This is a genomic window from Streptomyces sp. NPDC046215, from assembly GCF_040646215.1.
GTDB classification, from domain to species: Bacteria; Actinomycetota; Actinomycetes; order Streptomycetales; family Streptomycetaceae; genus Streptomyces; species Streptomyces stramineus.
Map to the genome: position 1 here is coordinate 1 of NZ_JBEYZW010000051.1, position 15,015 is coordinate 15,015.

General features: G+C 73.9%; 12 protein-coding genes. 4 read left to right on the forward strand and 8 right to left on the reverse strand.

The genetic code is table 11. The features are described 5' to 3' along the window. Positions 1 to 213: 213 nt before the first annotated feature. The 3 genes from ABZ951_RS21695 to ABZ951_RS21705 all read left to right on the forward strand — a co-directional run bounded on the left by ABZ951_RS21695 (position 214) and on the right by ABZ951_RS21705 (position 2,720). Positions 214 to 1,455, forward strand: a complete 1,242-nt coding sequence (locus ABZ951_RS21695) for a GNAT family N-acetyltransferase (RefSeq protein WP_344086545.1) — start codon at positions 214 to 216, stop codon at positions 1,453 to 1,455. A gap of 155 nt (positions 1,456 to 1,610) precedes the next feature. After that, positions 1,611 to 2,204 (forward strand): NAD(P)H-dependent oxidoreductase, encoded by a 594-nt coding sequence (locus tag ABZ951_RS21700; RefSeq protein ID WP_344086542.1) that lies wholly within the window; start codon positions 1,611 to 1,613, stop codon positions 2,202 to 2,204. Positions 2,205 to 2,372: 168 nt separating this feature from the next. Beyond that, complete coding sequence (locus ABZ951_RS21705) at positions 2,373 to 2,720, forward strand: helix-turn-helix domain-containing protein (RefSeq protein ID WP_344086538.1); 348 nt, start codon at positions 2,373 to 2,375, stop codon at positions 2,718 to 2,720. Positions 2,721 to 2,750: 30 nt separating this feature from the next. On the opposite strand, the gene ABZ951_RS21710 is transcribed toward ABZ951_RS21705, so the two are convergent. Then, the gene (locus ABZ951_RS21710) at positions 2,751 to 3,515 is read right to left on the reverse strand and encodes an SDR family oxidoreductase (RefSeq protein WP_344086535.1); all 765 of its coding nucleotides are present in this window, start codon (positions 3,513 to 3,515) and stop codon (positions 2,751 to 2,753) included. Between the two features lie 136 nt (positions 3,516 to 3,651). On the opposite strand from ABZ951_RS21710, the gene ABZ951_RS21715 reads away from it, so the two are divergent. Beyond that, positions 3,652 to 6,816, forward strand: coding sequence for a BTAD domain-containing putative transcriptional regulator (locus ABZ951_RS21715; protein ID WP_344086532.1), 3,165 nt, complete (start codon positions 3,652 to 3,654; stop codon positions 6,814 to 6,816). 304 nt (positions 6,817 to 7,120) lie between these two features. Here ABZ951_RS21715 and ABZ951_RS21720 read toward each other — a convergent pair whose 3' ends face one another. The 7 genes from ABZ951_RS21720 to ABZ951_RS21750 form a co-directional block, all read right to left on the reverse strand. Continuing rightward, a complete protein-coding gene (locus ABZ951_RS21720; RefSeq protein ID WP_344086529.1) occupies positions 7,121 to 7,663 on the reverse strand; it encodes a hypothetical protein in 543 nt (180 codons plus the stop codon). Positions 7,664 to 7,751: 88 nt separating this feature from the next. Next, positions 7,752 to 8,801, reverse strand: coding sequence for a methyltransferase (locus tag ABZ951_RS21725; RefSeq protein WP_344086526.1), 1,050 nt, complete (start codon positions 8,799 to 8,801; stop codon positions 7,752 to 7,754). A gap of 170 nt (positions 8,802 to 8,971) precedes the next feature. Further along, positions 8,972 to 9,808 carry an NAD(P)H-binding protein gene (locus ABZ951_RS21730; RefSeq protein WP_344086523.1) on the reverse strand — a complete coding sequence of 279 codons (837 nt, stop codon included), beginning with the start codon at positions 9,806 to 9,808 and terminating at the stop codon, positions 8,972 to 8,974. 51 nt (positions 9,809 to 9,859) lie between these two features. Further along, positions 9,860 to 10,891 carry a histidinol-phosphate transaminase gene (locus ABZ951_RS21735; RefSeq protein ID WP_344086519.1) on the reverse strand — a complete coding sequence of 344 codons (1,032 nt, stop codon included), beginning with the start codon at positions 10,889 to 10,891 and terminating at the stop codon, positions 9,860 to 9,862. 11 nt (positions 10,892 to 10,902) lie between these two features. Further along, positions 10,903 to 12,483 (reverse strand): FAD-binding oxidoreductase, encoded by a 1,581-nt coding sequence (locus ABZ951_RS21740; RefSeq protein WP_344086516.1) that lies wholly within the window; start codon positions 12,481 to 12,483, stop codon positions 10,903 to 10,905. A 37-nt stretch (positions 12,484 to 12,520) separates the two neighbouring features. Further along, a complete protein-coding gene (locus ABZ951_RS21745; protein ID WP_344086513.1) occupies positions 12,521 to 14,287 on the reverse strand; it encodes a thiamine pyrophosphate-binding protein in 1,767 nt (588 codons plus the stop codon). Beyond that, positions 14,274 to 14,990 (reverse strand): hypothetical protein, encoded by a 717-nt coding sequence (locus tag ABZ951_RS21750; RefSeq protein ID WP_344086510.1) that lies wholly within the window; start codon positions 14,988 to 14,990, stop codon positions 14,274 to 14,276. The genes ABZ951_RS21745 and ABZ951_RS21750 overlap by 14 nt, the downstream gene beginning before the upstream one ends. Between the last annotated feature and the right edge of the window lie 25 nt (positions 14,991 to 15,015).

Here is a 15,015-nt window from a genome sequence, read left to right on the forward strand (position 1 = left end):
AGACGCCCGCGAGAGCGATGTCGGCTTCCGCAGATCGGCGGATCCAAGGTACTGACCGGCGGTGAGGCCGTCGCCGGCTCGGAGACGCGTTCGGCGACAACCCGCCCCCGCAGCCCCCCCCCGAACATTGAAAGCCCCGCGCAGCGGACCGGCACCGGCGGACCCGGCAAAAACCACATGCACACACCACAGGCCAGCGCCTAGCGTCCCCGCATGAGCCCCGACATCCGCACCGTCACCCCCTCCGACCTCCCCGACTGGGTCCGGGCGATGCGCACCGCCTTCCTCCAGCCGCCCGCCCCCTCCAAACAGGAGATCGAGACCCGCGCCGCGCACTTCGTGCCGGACCGTTCGCAGGGTGCGTTCGACGCCGGCCGCTGTGTGGCGACGTTCCGCAGCTTCGCCCAGCGGCTCACCGTCCCCGGTGGCGCCCAGGTCGACGTGAACGCGATCTCGAACGTGACGGTCGCGCCGACGCACCGCCGGCGCGGCCTCCTGAGCCGCATGATGGCGGCCGACCTGCGGGCCGCGCAGGAGCGGGGTGACGTCGCCGCCACGCTCATCTCGGCCGAGTACCCGATCTACGGCCGCTACGGCTTCGGCCCGGCCACCTCGACGACGGAGTGGGAGGTGGAGACAGCCCGTTCCGGCCTGGACCGGCGGGGCGCGGGCCCGGCGGACGGCGGCCGGGTGGATCTGGCGGACGCCGCGGAGGTGCGGCGGCTGGGCCCGGCCCTGCACGAGGAATTCCGGGCGCGGCAGCCCGGCGCCATCGACCGCAACGAGCTGTGGTGGCAGCAGTACACCGGCGAGGTGCCGCGGGGCGGCCGGCCCTGGGCCGAGCCCTTCTTCGCCGTGTACCGGTCGCCGGACGGCACCGTGGAGGGCCTGCTGACGTACACCTCGGACGAGACCTGGGAGGCGAAGCTTCCGCAGCACACCCTCAGCGTCACCGACCTCCTGGCCGTCTCGCCGACCGCCGAACGCGCCCTGTGGCGCTACCTGTTGTCGGTCGATCTGGCGGCCCGGATCCGGACGGGGCTGCGCGCCCCCGACGACATCCTGCCGCTGCTGCTGCCGGAACCGCGGGCCGCCCGGATCGTCACGCACGCGGACTTCCTGTGGGTGCGGCCGCTGGACGTGCCGCGGCTGCTGGCGGCCCGGACGTACGCCACCGCCGGTTCGCTGGTGCTGGAGGTGGCCGATCCGGCCGGCCCGGCGGGCGGGCGGTTCCTGCTGGAGGCGGGGCCGGACGGCGCCGCTTGCGCCCCCACGACCCGTTCGGCGGATCTGGCGCTGGGCGCGGGCGAGCTGGGTTCGGTGTGCCTGGGCGACGAGGCCGTCTCACGGCTGGTCGCGCTGGGCCGGGTCGCCGAGGAGCGGCCGGGCGCGGCGGCTCGCGCGGACTCGCTGCTGCGCACGCCGCGGCGCCCGTGGTGCCCGGACTCCTTCTGAACACCGGCGGGCGCCGCCCCTTGACGGTGAGTCATGGATCACAGTTGACCTCAAGCATGCTTGAGGATGCAAGCTTTTCCTCAACGGCACACAGGCCCGCCACCGACGGCGGCGCGCTCCTCCGCCGACATCTCCCGGAACAGGAAAGGGACATCATGTCCGAGACCCCGTACCGCCTCGCCGTCATCATCGCCTCCAACCGCGAGGGCCGGTTCGGCCCCACGGTGGCCAAGTGGTTCACCGCGCAGGTCGCCGAGCGCGGTGACATCGAGTTCGACGTCGTCGACCTCGCCGAGCACCCGCTGCCGGTGAGCCTGAGCAGCGACCCGGGCCCGGAGGACGCCGCCGCCCTCGCCACGATCACGCCGCGGCTCGCGGAGGCGGACGCGTTCGTCGTCCTGACGCCCGAGTACAACCACAGCTACCCGGCTACTCTGAAGAACCTCATCGACTGGCACTACACCCAGTGGCAGGCCAAGCCGGTCGCGTTCGTCTCCTACGGCGGTCTCTCCGGCGGTCTGCGCGCCGTCGAGCACCTGCGCCCGGTCTTCGCCGAGCTGCACGCGGTCACGATCCGCGAGACGGTCAGCTTCCACAGCCCCTGGGGCAAGTTCGACGACGAGGGCGTCCACCTGGACGAGGCGGCGGGCACCGCGGCCTCCGGTGCGGCCAAGACCCTGCTCGACCAGCTCGGCTGGTGGGCCGTCTCCCTGCGCGAGGCCCGCGCCAAGCGCCCGTACGGCGCCTGAGACCCCGCCCGTCCGCCACCGGCCCACCCCTCGCGGGGCCGGTGACGGACGCGGCTCCCCTCGCCGGCGCACTTCATTAAGCTGGAAGGCGTCAGGGGACGTGATCGGGCCGGAGCCACCGCGCGGGACGTGCGGGGCGCCCCGGCGGGTGACCAAGGGGGCGGGCTCGTGAAGGCACATCCGTACACGTGCGGGATCGACGCTGCCATCGACGTGATCGACGGCAAGTGGAAGGTCCTGATCCTGTGGGCCCTGCACGACCGCCCGCACCGATTCGGCGAGACGCGGCGCAACCTGCCGGGCATCAGCGAGAAGGTGCTGGCCCAGCAGCTGCGCGAGCTGGAGGCGGACGGCATCGTCCACCGCGAGGTCTTCGACGTGATCCCGCCGAAGGTCGAGTACTCGCTCACCGCGCAAGGCCTGGCCCTCAACGCGGCCCTCGCCCCGCTCGCCGCCTGGGGCAACGAGCGCATCGCCCGCCTCGTGGCGGAGGCCGCGGCGACCGCGGCGGCGTGAGGCCGGCCGCGTGCGCCGGCCGCGTGGACGCTACGCCGCCGGAACCGCGACGTGCTGCCCGAGGCCACCGTCAACCGGCAGCTTCACCCCCGTCGTGAACGTGGCGTCCGTGGCCAGGAACAGCGCGGCGCGGGCGACCTCGTCGGAGGTGGCGTGGCGCCGCATCGGCGTGACCGCGTCACCGAGGGCGCGGAACTCCTCCCGCTCCGCGTCGGTCAGGTCCGCGGCGCCCATGGACGGGGTGTCGGTGAAGCCGGGGCTGACGGCGTTGACGCGGATGCCGCGGCCGACCAGCTCGGTGGCCAGCACCTGGGCGAAGGACCACAGGGCCGCCTTCGACCCGGAGTAGACGCCCATGCCGGCGTTGCCGGTGGAGTCCGCCACGGAGGTCGTGAAGACGATCGAGCCGCCGTCCCGCAGCAGCGGGATCATGCGCTGCACCGTGAAGAAGGCGCCCTTGGTGTTGATCGCGAACTGCCGGTCGTAGGACTCCTCGGTGACCGTCTCGACGGGGCCGAGTTCCGAGATCCCGGCGTTGACGAAGAGGTGGTCGACGTGACCGAGCGTCCCCGTGACGGTTCTGCCCAGGGCGGCGATGTCGGCCAGACTCGCGGTGTCGGACCGCACGACGTGGGCCGAGGGGCCCAGTTCGGCGCGCGCGGCCTCCAGGTTCTTCTCGTTGCGGCCCGTCAGCAGGACCTCGGCCCCGCCCTCGACGAGGCGCTTGGCGACGGCGAGGCCGATCCCGATCGTGCCACCGGTGATGACGGCCTTCTTGCCCGCGTACTTGCTCATGTGCTGGTGCTCCCTTGCCCGTTCCCGGTGTGTGTTCCGGTGTGACCACTGTGCCGATCGGGGCTGATGGTCGGCTGATGGGCGGCTGAGGGTTCGCTGACCGTCGATGCCGGCGCACTGAGTTACGGTTTTCGGCATGCGGTTCGGGGTGCTCGGCCCACTGGTGGTGTGGGACGCCGAGGGGAAGCCGGTCAGGGTGCGCGAGGCGAAGGCCCGGGCGCTGCTGGCCGATCTCCTGGTGCACGAGGGCCGGACGGTCTCCGCCGACCGGCTGGTGGACGACCTGTGGGGCGCCGAGCCGCCCGCCCGTACCGCCAACGCCCTCCAGGCCAAGGTGTCCGTGCTGCGCCGCTCCCTCGGCCGCGACCGGGTCGTCCACCAGCGGCCCGGCTACCGGCTGCGGCTGGAGCCGGGCGAGACCGACGCGGACCGCTTCGAGGAACTGGTGCTCCGCGCCCGCGCCACCGGCGAGCCGCGGGCGCGCGCCGCCCTGCTGGCGGACGCCCTCCGGCTGTGGCGCGGCCCGGCCTACGCCGACTTCGCCGACGAGGAGTTCGCCCGGGCGGCGGCGCGCCGCCTGGAGGAGCAGCGGCTCACCGCCCTGGAGGAGCAGGCCGAGGCGCGGCTGGCGGCCGGCGAGGGTGGCGGGCTCGTCGCGGAGCTCACCGCGCTCGTGGCCCGGCACCCGCTGCGGGAGCGGCTGCGCGCGGCCCAGGTGCGGGCGCTGTACCGGGCGGGGCGGCAGAGCGAGGCCCTCGCCTCGTACGGCGAGCTGCGCGACCGGCTGGCGGAGGAGCTGGGCCTGGACCCCGGCCCCGAGCTGGCGGCCCTGCACCGGTCGGTCCTCGTCCAGGCCCCGGAGCTGGCGCCGGGCGAGGACGCGAGCCCGGCGCGGCCCCTGACGAACCTGCCCGCGCCGCTGACCGAGCTCGTCGGCCGGGAGCGGCCGGTGGCCGAGGTGCGGGAGCTGCTCGCGCGGTGCCGGCTGGTGACGCTCACGGGCCCGGGCGGGGTCGGCAAGACCCGGCTGGCGGTCGAGGCGGCGGGCGGGCTCCTGGAGGCGTTCCCCGACGGGGTGTGGCTCGTGGAGCTCGCCGGGCAGCGCGGCTCGGCAGCGGCCCTCACGGAGGTCGTCGCGGCCGTCCTGGGCGTGCGGGACGACGGCCCGGGCGGCGGGGGTCCGGGCGGTGTCCGGGAGCGGCTGGCGGCCGCCCTGCGCGACCGCCGCGCCCTGCTGGTGCTGGACAACTGCGAGCACGTCGTCGAGCCGGTCGCCGAGCTCGCCGGGGCCCTGCTGGGCCGGGCGCCGGGGCTGCGGGTCCTGGCCACCAGCCAGGAGCCGCTGGGCGTGCCCGGGGAGACCGTACGGGCCGTGGAGCCGCTGCCGCCGGCCGACGCGGCCCGGCTGTTCACCGCCCGCGCGGCCGCCGCCGCGCCCGGCCCCGGCGGGAGCCTCTCCGATCCGGCCGACCGCGAGGCGGTGGACGTGATCTGCCGGCGGCTCGACGGCATCCCGCTCGCCCTGGAGCTGGCCGCCACGCGCGTGCGCGCGCTGGGCGTCCGCGAGCTCGCCGACCGGCTGGGCGACCGCTTCCGGGTGCTGGCGGGCGGGCACCGGGGCGCCCCCGCGCGCCAGCAGACGCTGCGGGCCGTCATCGACTGGAGCTGGGAGCTGCTCAGCGCCCCCGAGCGGATCGTGCTGCGCCGGCTCGCCGTGCACAGCGACGGCTGCACGCTGGAGTCGGCGGAGGCGGTGTGCGCGGGCGAGGGGGTGGCGGCCGAGGAGGTCCTCGGGCTGCTGGTCCGCCTGGTCGACCGGTCCCTCGTGGTGATGGCCGACGGCCCGGAGGGCCCGCGGTACCGGCTGCTGGAGTCGGTGGCCGCGTACGGTGTCGAGCGCCTCCACGAGATGGACGACTTCGCGCCCGTGCGGCTGCGGCACCTGCGGCACTGCATCGAGTTCGCCGAGCGAGCCTGCCCGCACCTGCGGGAGGCCGGCCAGCGGGTGTGGCTGCGGCGCCTCGACGCCGAGACCGCCAACATGCGGGCGGCCCTCGACACCGCGGTGTCCGGCGGCGCGGCGGAGGAGGCGCTGCATCTGGTCTCCGCCCTTTCCTGGTACTGGTTGATGCGAGGGCGCCTGGCGGAGGCGCGCCGGTCGATGGAGAGCGCGCTGTCACTGCCGGGCGCCGTCCGGTCGGGCCTGCGCGCTGAAGTGCGGGCCTTGCACGGGGGTTTCGCGCTCATGGCCGGTGTGCGGACGCCCCCGTCACCCCTCTCCGCGTTTGAGGAGATCGAGGACGCCGGGTGCCGGGCCCGGGGACAGTGGTTCCACGCCTACGCCCTGTTCAACACCGGCGACATGGCCACCAGCATCGAGCTCACCGGCCAGGCGCTGGCGGGTTTCCGCGAGCGGGGTGACACCTGGGGAGTCGCCGCGGCCCTCGCCCTGCGCGCCATGCACGACCTGGTGCGCGGCGACGCGGCGGCGCTCCGCCGGCACGGCGAGCGCAGCGCGCAGCTCTTCCGTGAACTGGGCGACGACTGGGGCCTGTTGCGGTGCGTCCATCCGCTCGCCTCCCTCGCCGAGATCGACGGGGATTACGCGGAGTCCGCCCGCCTGCTGCGGGAGGGCCTGGGCATCGCCGAGCGGCTGGGGCTGGCCATCGAGGTCTCCTCGACCCTCTCCGCGCTGGGCCGGCTCGCGCTGCTGGGCCGGGAGTGGGGCCGGGCGCGGGAGCTGCACGGCGAGGCACTGCGCCTGGCCGCCGAGCAGGGCTTCAAGTTCGGCGAGGTCCACGCCGAGCTGGGCCTGGCCCTGGGTGCCCGCCGGGAGGGCGACCTCGCCCGCGCCGAGGCCCTGCTGCTGCGCATCCGCGACTGGTACGGCACGGCGTCCGAGGGCGGGGGCAACGCCCTGGTCCTGGCCGAGCTCGGTTTCGTGGCGGAGCTGCGGGGTGATGCGGAGGCCGCGCGCGCCCGCCACCTGGAGGGCCTGTCCCGGGCCCGCCTGTCGGGCAGTGCCCGGGCCCTGGCCCTGGCACTGGAGGGCCTCTCGGGCGCGGAGGCCCTCGCCGGGCGCGCGAAGCCGGCAGCCCTGCTCCTCGGCGCCGCGTCCGCCGCCCGCGCCTCGGCGGGCGCCCCACTGCCGCCCGCGGAGCGCGGTGACGTGGACCGGATAGCGCAGTCGGCGAGGACGGCCCTGGGCGAACGGGCCTTCGCGGGGGCGTTCACCGACGGCGAGGGCCTGAGCCCGGAGCAGGCGGTGGCCGCGGCGGGGCTCGCCGGGGGTGGCTCGTAAGGGGGCGCGCCCCGGCAGCGCGGTCGGCGGCGGCCCTGGGGCAAGCTGACACGGCGGAAGCCTCACCCGGCCGACGGGCCTCGACAGAAGCGGCTCGTGGAGCGACGGCGGGCCCGGGAACGGCGTCGGCGAGGACGGCCAGGCCCTCACCGCGCGGGGCCGTCACCCCGGCACAGGCCGTAGTCCCGCCCCAGCCACGGCCCGTAAAACGGCCGCACGCCCCGCGAGCGGAGCCGGCCGGGCGTGCGGGCCCTCACCGCGGCGGGTCACCCCCGGCAGCCCCCACCAAGGACCGCTCGCAGAGCTACCGGCACCGCCGCACGTAGTACGCGTAGGTCAGGGCCAGCACCAGCGGTCCCCACAGCACGATCAGCCCGCTGACCACGTTCGCCAGCGTCTCCCACCAGATGTTCGAGAAGCCGCCGTTGGTGAAACCCGCGATGCCGAAAGTGGTGAGCGTCCAGTCCACCAGCAACCCGGTGAAGAGCAGGCCGCCCAGTGTCGCGGGCACGATGACCGCGAACGGGGGGACGGCCCTGCCACCGATCACCGGCACCCAGCGGGGCACGACCTCGCCCCACCCCCGCACCAGCCCGAGGCACAGCAGCGCGAACGCCTCGGACAGCAGGCTGAGCGTGAAGACGTAGGGCACGGTCACCCACAGGCCCTGGGTCACGCCGCTCTGGTCCAGCCCCATGCCGAAGCCGAAGCCGATGGGCAGCCGCCACAGACACACCGGGAGGCCGAGCAGCGGCAGGGCACGAGCGGCTCGTTCCGCCCAGCGCGGAACGGGCCGCTCGGTGCCCGAAGGTGTCACGGCGGGGCGGGAGATCGCGGTGTTCGTCATGCCCCCAGCCTCGTCGGACCAGGGTGGCGGGCCGTCCTCCCAGGGCACCGGCCGCCTCCGCCGGAAGGCTGATTGCCGGCCCCTGCCGTCAGGGCTTGTGGGCGATCAGCGCACCGTTCGCCAGGGGCGCGTCGAGGGCGAAGCCGACGCGGCGGATGTCCGTGAAGCCCGCCGCGGACAGCATCGCCTCGTACTCGGCGCGGCTGCGGTTCGCGCCCTCGGCGGTCTCGACCAGCATGTTCAGACCGGCGACGGCTCCCGCCACCGGGCCGGTGCCCTCGTCGTCGAGGAACGCCTCGCCGATGATGACGGCACCGCCGCTGCCGAGCGCGGTGTGGCACTTGCGCAGGAGCTGTGCGCCCTGCTCCTCGCTCCAGTCGTGGAGGATGTTGGTCATCAGGATGGCGTCGTAGCCGGTCGGCAGGTCGTCCGCGAAGAAGTCGCCGCCGATCGCGTCGATCCGGTCGCCCAGCCCGGCCTCGGCGAGGCGCCGCTCGGCCTTGTCCGTGACGAACGGCAGGTCGTAGACCGTCGCCTTCAGGTGCGGGTGGTGGGCGCACAGCTCGCCGCAGAACGAGCCGAGCCCGCCGCCGACGTCGAGGAGCCGCCGGTAGGCGCCGAAGTCGATGGACAGGGCCATGGCCCGTGCGGTGAACACGGCCCCGGAGTGCGCCGCCTTGGGGAAGAGCTCCGCCATCTCCTCGTCCTGCGGGTCGAAGAGTGTCTCCTCCGTCTCCGGGTCCCAGGTGGTCGGCCGGTTGGTGCGGACGGCTTCGCCGAGCCTGCCCCACGCGTCGTACTCGCGCCGGTCGGTGAAGGTGACGAGGTCGCCGAAGAAGTACCGCTTCCCGCGGACGAGGAACTCCTCGGACAGCTCGGTGTTGACGTAGCGGCCGTCGCGCTTGCCGAGCAGCCCCAGCGAGGCGCACGCCGTCAGCAGCAGCCGGGCGGGCCGCTCGGCGATGCCCTCCTTGCCGGCCAGCTCGGCGGGGGTGATGCCGCCGGTGCCGCTGACCTTGGTGAACAGGTCGAACTCCAGCGCCGTGGCCAGGACCTTGGCGACGCGGAACCCGTCCGCCATCGCCATCAGGGGCGCGGGGGTCAGCGGCTGAACCCCGGTGTACGAGGTGTTGTTCATCGGGCCTCCCCGAGGGGCCGGCACCCGTGAGGTGCCGGCCCCTCGCATCTGTGGACGTGCTCAGTCGGACGGAAACAGGCGGTCTGGGTCAGAGCGATCTGCTCAGGCGTTCTGCGTCAGGCGGCCTGCGTCAGGTGGACGGAGACCGCCGCCGGCGGGCTCGCGCGGGATCAGCTGGTGCCCGCCCACACGCCCGTCTCGGCGCTCCCGCGCACGTAGGTGTCGAAGTCGCGCGGCTCGCGGCCCAGCGCGTCCTGCACACCGGTGCTCAAGTGCGCGTCCCACCCGTTGCGGATGGCCGTGAAGAGACCCAGCAGGATGCCGGCGTGCTCCTCGGGGACACCGGCGGCCACCGACCCCTGAACGAAGGCCTCGCCCTCCAGGTCGATGAAGCGGATCTCCCGGCCGGCGGCCGCGCCTATGCGGGCGGCGGCCTCGGCGAACGACAGGGCCTCCGGGCCGGAGAGCTCGTAGATCTTGCCGTTGTGGCCGGATCCCGTGAGCGCGGCGGCCACCACGTCGGCGATGTCCTCGGCGTCCACGAACGGCTCCTTGCCGTCGCCCGCGGGCACCGCGAGGACGCCTTCCAGGATCTGCGGGAGGAAGAACGCCTCGCTGAAGTTCTGCGCGAACCACGTCGGCCGCACGATGGTCCACTCCGCCCCGGACTCCTGGACCGCGCGCTCGGAGGTCAGCAGCTTCTCGTCGCCCGCCGCGTCGATGCCGCGCGCGGACAGCAGCACCAGCCGCCGCACGCCCGCCGAGACGGCGCGCTTCACGAACTGCGGCACCACCTGCCGAGCCTGGCTGGGCAGCGTCGGCGGAATCACGTAGACGGCGCGGGCGCCGGTCAGCGCCGCCGTCCACGTCGACTCGTCCTGCCAGTCGAAGCGCGTCGCTCCGCCCCGCGCGGCGGCCCGCACCTCGTGCCCGGCCTCCTGCAGCCGGGCCACTACCCGGCGGCCCGTCTTGCCGGTGCCGCCCAGCACCAAGAATGTCTCGCTCATCATGTCCTTCCCACGGTGTGTACAGGTCCTTGCGTTCTAACGCGGCTGGGGTCAGCCGGCCATCGTCGGCGCTCCTTTCGCCGTGGCGGACGGTACGGATCCGGCCGCGCGCAGAACGAGGTCGTCGGCCTCCCGCGAGCCGACGGTCAGGCGCAGCCCCTCGTCCGGGTAGCAGCGCACGAGCGCGCCGGCCCGGGCCAGCTCCGCGGCCAGGACCTCGCTGCGCGAACCGGCGTCGATCCACAGGAAGTTGGCCTGGCTGGGGAAGGTGTGCCAGCCCAGGCGGGCCAGCCCGTCCCGCAGCCGGTCCCGTTCGGCGACGATCGCGTCGACGCGTGCGGTGAGCTGCTTCTGCGCGCGCAGCGACTCGGCCACGGCGACCTGCGCGAGGTGGCTGATGCCGTACGGCAGCGACCTGCCCCGCACGCGCCCGGCCACGACCGGTGCCGCGACGCAGTAGCCGACGCGGAGGGCGGCCAGTCCGTACGCCTTGGAAAAGGTGCGCAGGACGACGAGGTTGGGGTGGGCGGCGAGGTGCCGCAGGCCGTCGGGCAGCCCGGGGTCGCGGCCGAACTCGTGGTACGCCTCGTCGAGGATCACCGTGATCCGCTCGGGGAGGGCGCCGAGGAATTCCTCCAGCGCGTCCCGGCCGATCACCGTGCCCGTCGGGTTGTGCGGGTTGCACAGCACGACGACCCTGGTCCGCGGGGTGACCGCGGCGAGGATGCCGGGGAGGTCCTGGTGCCCGGCGGCGGTCAGCGGGACCTCGACGGACTCCGCCCCGGCCATCTCGGTGATCAGCGGGTAGGCGTCGAAGGACCGCCACCCGTACACCACCTCGTCGCCGGGCCCGGTGCACAGGTCGAGGACGTGCAGGGCGAGGCCGACGGAGCCGTTGCCGACGGCCACGCGGTCGCGGGTGACGCCGAGCCAGTCGGCGACCATGCCGATCAGGGTGTCGGGGGTGAACTCGGGGTAGCGGTTCACCGCGTCCAGCTCCGCCGCGAGGGCCTTGCGCACCTCCGGCAGCGGCGGGTAGGGGTTCTCGTTGAGGTGCAGCCGGAGTTCCAGTTCTGACGGCATGTCGCCGGTCCTCATTTCACCGGGAGGGACTGCGTATGGCGGAAGACGTCGTGCGGGTCGAAGGCGGCCTTCGCCGCGACGAGCGCCTCGTAGTTCTCCCCGTAGTAGAGCCGGTGCGCGGAGACCCCCGACCGGTTGTACGTGTAGTCGTCGAGGTCGACGTCCGGGTAGTTGAAGTAGCAGCCGTCGGTGTCGTCGTTGGTGAGCGGCACCCCGCCGGTGTCCCCGTAGACCGCCGCGTAGAAGTCGCGCAGCCACTGCACGTGGGGGGCCTCGTCGGCCTCGGGCGCCCAGGCGGTGACGTAGTGCATCTCCATGACGGAGTCGCGGTGCGCGAAGGCCGTGGCCCGCCGGGACACGGCGTTGGTCCTGCCGCCGAAGCCGATCATCAGCAGCCGGGCGGCGGGGTTCGGGTACTCGACCTCCGACAGGTGCCGGTAGATGGCCTGGATCTGCCGGTCGGGCAGCGCCCGGCGCTGGTAGGCCGACTTGGCCTTGAAGCTGAACGTCGGGGTGTTCGGCCCGGCGAGGCCCGGCCACCCCGTGGCGTGCAGCCACGGCAGGCGCATGGTGTCGATCCGCGGGGTGACGCCCACCCCCTCGCCGACCGCCGCGAAGAACTCGTTCAGCAGCCGCTCCGCGTCGGGCCCGGTCGCGTCGAACTGCGCGACCATGCTGAAGGACCCGGCGGCGCGCGGTGTCGGCTGGAACTGGGTGTAGAGGCTGTCGTAGGGCGTGCCCGCGGCGCGGTACCGCTCGCACCAGGAGCCGAAGTTCTTCACCAGGCGGGTGAACGCGGCCTCGTCCACCTCGTACCAGGGCCAGGTGACGGTGGAGACGAACACCTGCCCCGGCGGCTTGGGCAGCAGCTTCGTGGGGTTGCTGCCCCGGCTGCCGGGCGTGCGGAACCAGTACTTGGTGACGATGCCGAAGTTGCCGCCACCCCCGCCGGTGTGCGCCCACCACAGGGCGCCCTTGGGCCGCTTCTGCAGCCAGTCGTCCCGGGTGGCGACGGTGGTGATGACCCGCCCGGCGGCGTTGACGGTGACCACCTCGACCGCGTGCAGATAGTCGGTGGTCAGCCCGTGCAGCCGGGACAGCGGCCCGTGGCCGCCGCCGACGACGTGCCCGCCGATGCCGACCGAGGGGCAGGCGCCGCCGGGCAGGGTGACGCCCCACGTCTCGTACAGGGCCTCGTAGACCTCGCCGAGCGTCGCACCGGGCTCGACGGCGAACGCGCCGCGCTGGCCGTCGAAGGTCACGGTGTTCATGTTGGAGAGGTCGATGAGGATCTGCCCGTCGGTGCCGAAGCCCTCGTAGCAGTGCCCACCGCTGCGGACGGCGATCCGCTTGCCCGCCCGGACCGCCTCGCGGACCGCGTCCTCCACCTGGCGCCGGGACTGCACGAGGCGGATCGCCTCGGGGCTGTGGACCCAGCGCAGGTTGTAGCCGCGCGTCAGGTCGGCGTACCGAGGGTCGGTGGGTGTGACCGTGACCGCCGGGGTGCTCGCGGCGACCTCCGGTGCGGCGGTGGTGTCATCAGGGGTGCCGACGGCCTCGACGAGGCGGGCACCGCTGGTGTCTTGCTCCATGTTCTTTTCCCCCTGGTTGTTCTGGTGCTTCTCGTGCTCAGCCGGTGAGAACCCGGCAGTCGGCCCGGCGCGCTACGGCGTATGTCGGCTCGTCCTCCGGCAGGAAGCCGGCGAACGGCGGCACTTCCTCGGCGGGCAGCCGCAGTTCGAGGACGCCGGGCAGGTGTTCGTGGGCGTCGTGGTAGTCGGCGAGCCGGCCGCGCAGCTCGTCGGGCGTGCCGGCGGTGCCCACCCAGAGCCGGTCCGGGCCGCCCAGCCCGTACGCGACCGTGGCCACGTCCAGCGGCGGGTACTGCACGCACTCCAGCCGCGAGTCGAAGAACGTCTGCTGGCGGGTGACGCACATGCCGTGCATGTTGTTGTTGAAGACGACGTACAGGATCGGCAGCCGCTCGGCCACCGCGGTGTGGACCTCGAAGCCGTTCATCAGGAAGGCGCCGTCCCCGCACAGGACCACGGTGCGGGTGTCGGCGGGCGAGCCCAGCTGGGCGCCGACCGCGGCGGCGATGCTGTAGCCCATGCCGCCCATGCCGAGGGCGATGGTCGACGAGGCGCCTTCGGGCACCTGGGCCAGGTGGATCGCGGCCGAGGCGCAGTTCCCGGCGTCCAGCAGGATGTTGCCGCCCCGCGGGAGGTAGCCCTCGATGATCCGGATGGCCTCGCTCTGGCGCAGGGTGTCGCGCGCCGTGCGGGGCCCGGGCTCCGCCGGCGTGGGTGCCGCGAGGCGCGGGCGGTACCTGCGCAGCTCGTAGCCGTCGGGCGGTGGCGCGGTGAAGGGTTCGGCGTCGAGGAGACCCAGGAGGGCGCGGAACGCCGCCCCCGCGTCCTCCGCGACGACGATGCCGGGCGCGGTGGCCCGTTCCGCCTCGCCGGGGTCGATGTTGACCACGGCGAGGCGCGCGGGGTCCAGCCGGCCGAGCGGCGCCCGGGTCATGACGCCGAGCCCGGTGCCGACGGCGACGACGAGGTCGGAGTCCTTCAGGAACGCGTGCGCCGACGGGTGGCCCGCGGCGCCCGTCACGCCCAGGAACAGCGGGTCGTCGTTGGGGAACTCCCCGCGGGCCGCCATGGTGGCGGCCACCGGGATGCCCGCCCGGCGGGCGAAGGAGGTCACCTCCGCGGCGGCGTCGCTGCGGCGGACGCCGTGGCCGATGAGCAGGGCCGGACGGCGGGCCGCACGCAGGGCGTCGAACAGCGGGCGGACGGTGTGCGGGGTGACCTCCCCGGGCGTGGGCAGTGCGGCCAGGTCGGCCGGCCAGCCCGCGGGCCGCGGGCCCACCGGCAGGTCGAAGAGGTCGCGGGGCACGAGCAGGGCGACCGGGCCGGGGCGGCCGGTGAGGGCCTCGACGGCGGCGGCGCGCAGTTCGGTCCAGAAGTCGGCCGGGTCGTCGACGCGGGCGACGCGCTTGGTGGTGGCCCGCAGCATGCCGACCGCGTGGACGGTGCGGCCGATGCCGGAGGAGTCCTGGAAGGCGCCGCGCCCCTCGAACTGCCGGGGCGGCTGGCCGATGAGGGCCAGGACCGGGACGGACTCGGCGTAGGACTCGGCGAGCCCGGCGATGAGGTTCACCATCCCGCCGCCGGAGGTCGCGCAGCAGACGCCGAGCGTGCGGTGGACGCGGGCCCGGCCGTCGGCCATGAACGCGGCGCCGTCCTCGCGCCGGGCCATGACCGACCGCAGCCGGCCGTCGCCGAGGCGGTGGATGGCGTCGTGGACGTGTTCGATGTTGGCCCCGCTGACCCCGAAGACGTACCGGACGTCCCAGTCCCGGAGCGTGGTGACCAGCGCGTCAGCCAACCGCATCGGTCTGTCCTGACGCGGTGCCGGGGCCGGAGCGGGCCGGGCCGACGGATCCGGTGGCGTAGCGGTGTTCGAGGATGCGCTTGAGGTTGGCCATCTCCACCTTGTGGATGGCGTCGAACTGGGGCCAGATGTCCCCGACCCAGTACCGGTCGGTGCGCGCCCGGCCGGCGGCGATGTACTCCGGCACGTCCGTGACCTCGCGGTCGTAGTAGGGGTGCCGGCAGTTCGTCCAGGTGATGACCGTGCCGGGGCGGCGGAGCGTGCGCCAGGCGTCGGTGATCGTGAAGTAGTAGCGCATCCACAGCTCGTCGCCCTGGTCCCAGGCGCAGGGCCAGACCACGAGCCCGTGCTCGGCGCCCTTCAGCACGTCGGCCCGGACGAATATCTCGGTGTCGGGCTGGATGGCCTCGCGCCCGCGGTACAGCCCGCCACCGATATGGCGGAGGTTCCGCATGCTGTACGTCCACTCCTCCAGGGAATGGATGTCGGCGAGGTAGTCGAACACCACGTTGTACGGGACATTTATGTGCTCGCCGAGCGAGCAGAAAGGCCCGAACACTTCTTCGTGCGCGTAGGTGTCCTTGGTCATGTCGACCATCATTTTGTGGATGTCGTCCTGGCTGGTGTTCTCGCACCGGATGAGATCCAGTGCGGCCAGATCGGAACGGTCCAATGAGGCGGAATTCTCTGACTCAGGCGTCATGACGCCTCCCCCTGAATGCGGTGAA

What these genes read in the sequence shown, in the direction of transcription:
- ABZ951_RS21745 (WP_344086513.1), bottom strand. Translation starts at nt 14,287, where the DNA reads ATGCGGTTGGCTGACGCGCTGGTCACCACGCTCCGGGACTGGGACGTC.
- ABZ951_RS21695 (WP_344086545.1), top strand. Translation starts at nt 214, where the DNA reads ATGAGCCCCGACATCCGCACCGTCACCCCCTCCGACCTCCCCGACTGG.
- ABZ951_RS21725 (WP_344086526.1), bottom strand. Translation starts at nt 8,801, where the DNA reads ATGAACAACACCTCGTACACCGGGGTTCAGCCGCTGACCCCCGCGCCC.
- ABZ951_RS21710 (WP_344086535.1), bottom strand. Translation starts at nt 3,515, where the DNA reads ATGAGCAAGTACGCGGGCAAGAAGGCCGTCATCACCGGTGGCACGATC.
- ABZ951_RS21750 (WP_344086510.1), bottom strand. Translation starts at nt 14,990, where the DNA reads ATGACGCCTGAGTCAGAGAATTCCGCCTCATTGGACCGTTCCGATCTG.
- ABZ951_RS21735 (WP_344086519.1), bottom strand. Translation starts at nt 10,891, where the DNA reads ATGCCGTCAGAACTGGAACTCCGGCTGCACCTCAACGAGAACCCCTAC.
- ABZ951_RS21720 (WP_344086529.1), bottom strand. Translation starts at nt 7,663, where the DNA reads ATGACGAACACCGCGATCTCCCGCCCCGCCGTGACACCTTCGGGCACC.
- ABZ951_RS21730 (WP_344086523.1), bottom strand. Translation starts at nt 9,808, where the DNA reads ATGAGCGAGACATTCTTGGTGCTGGGCGGCACCGGCAAGACGGGCCGC.
- ABZ951_RS21715 (WP_344086532.1), top strand. Translation starts at nt 3,652, where the DNA reads ATGCGGTTCGGGGTGCTCGGCCCACTGGTGGTGTGGGACGCCGAGGGG.
- ABZ951_RS21700 (WP_344086542.1), top strand. Translation starts at nt 1,611, where the DNA reads ATGTCCGAGACCCCGTACCGCCTCGCCGTCATCATCGCCTCCAACCGC.
- ABZ951_RS21740 (WP_344086516.1), bottom strand. Translation starts at nt 12,483, where the DNA reads ATGGAGCAAGACACCAGCGGTGCCCGCCTCGTCGAGGCCGTCGGCACC.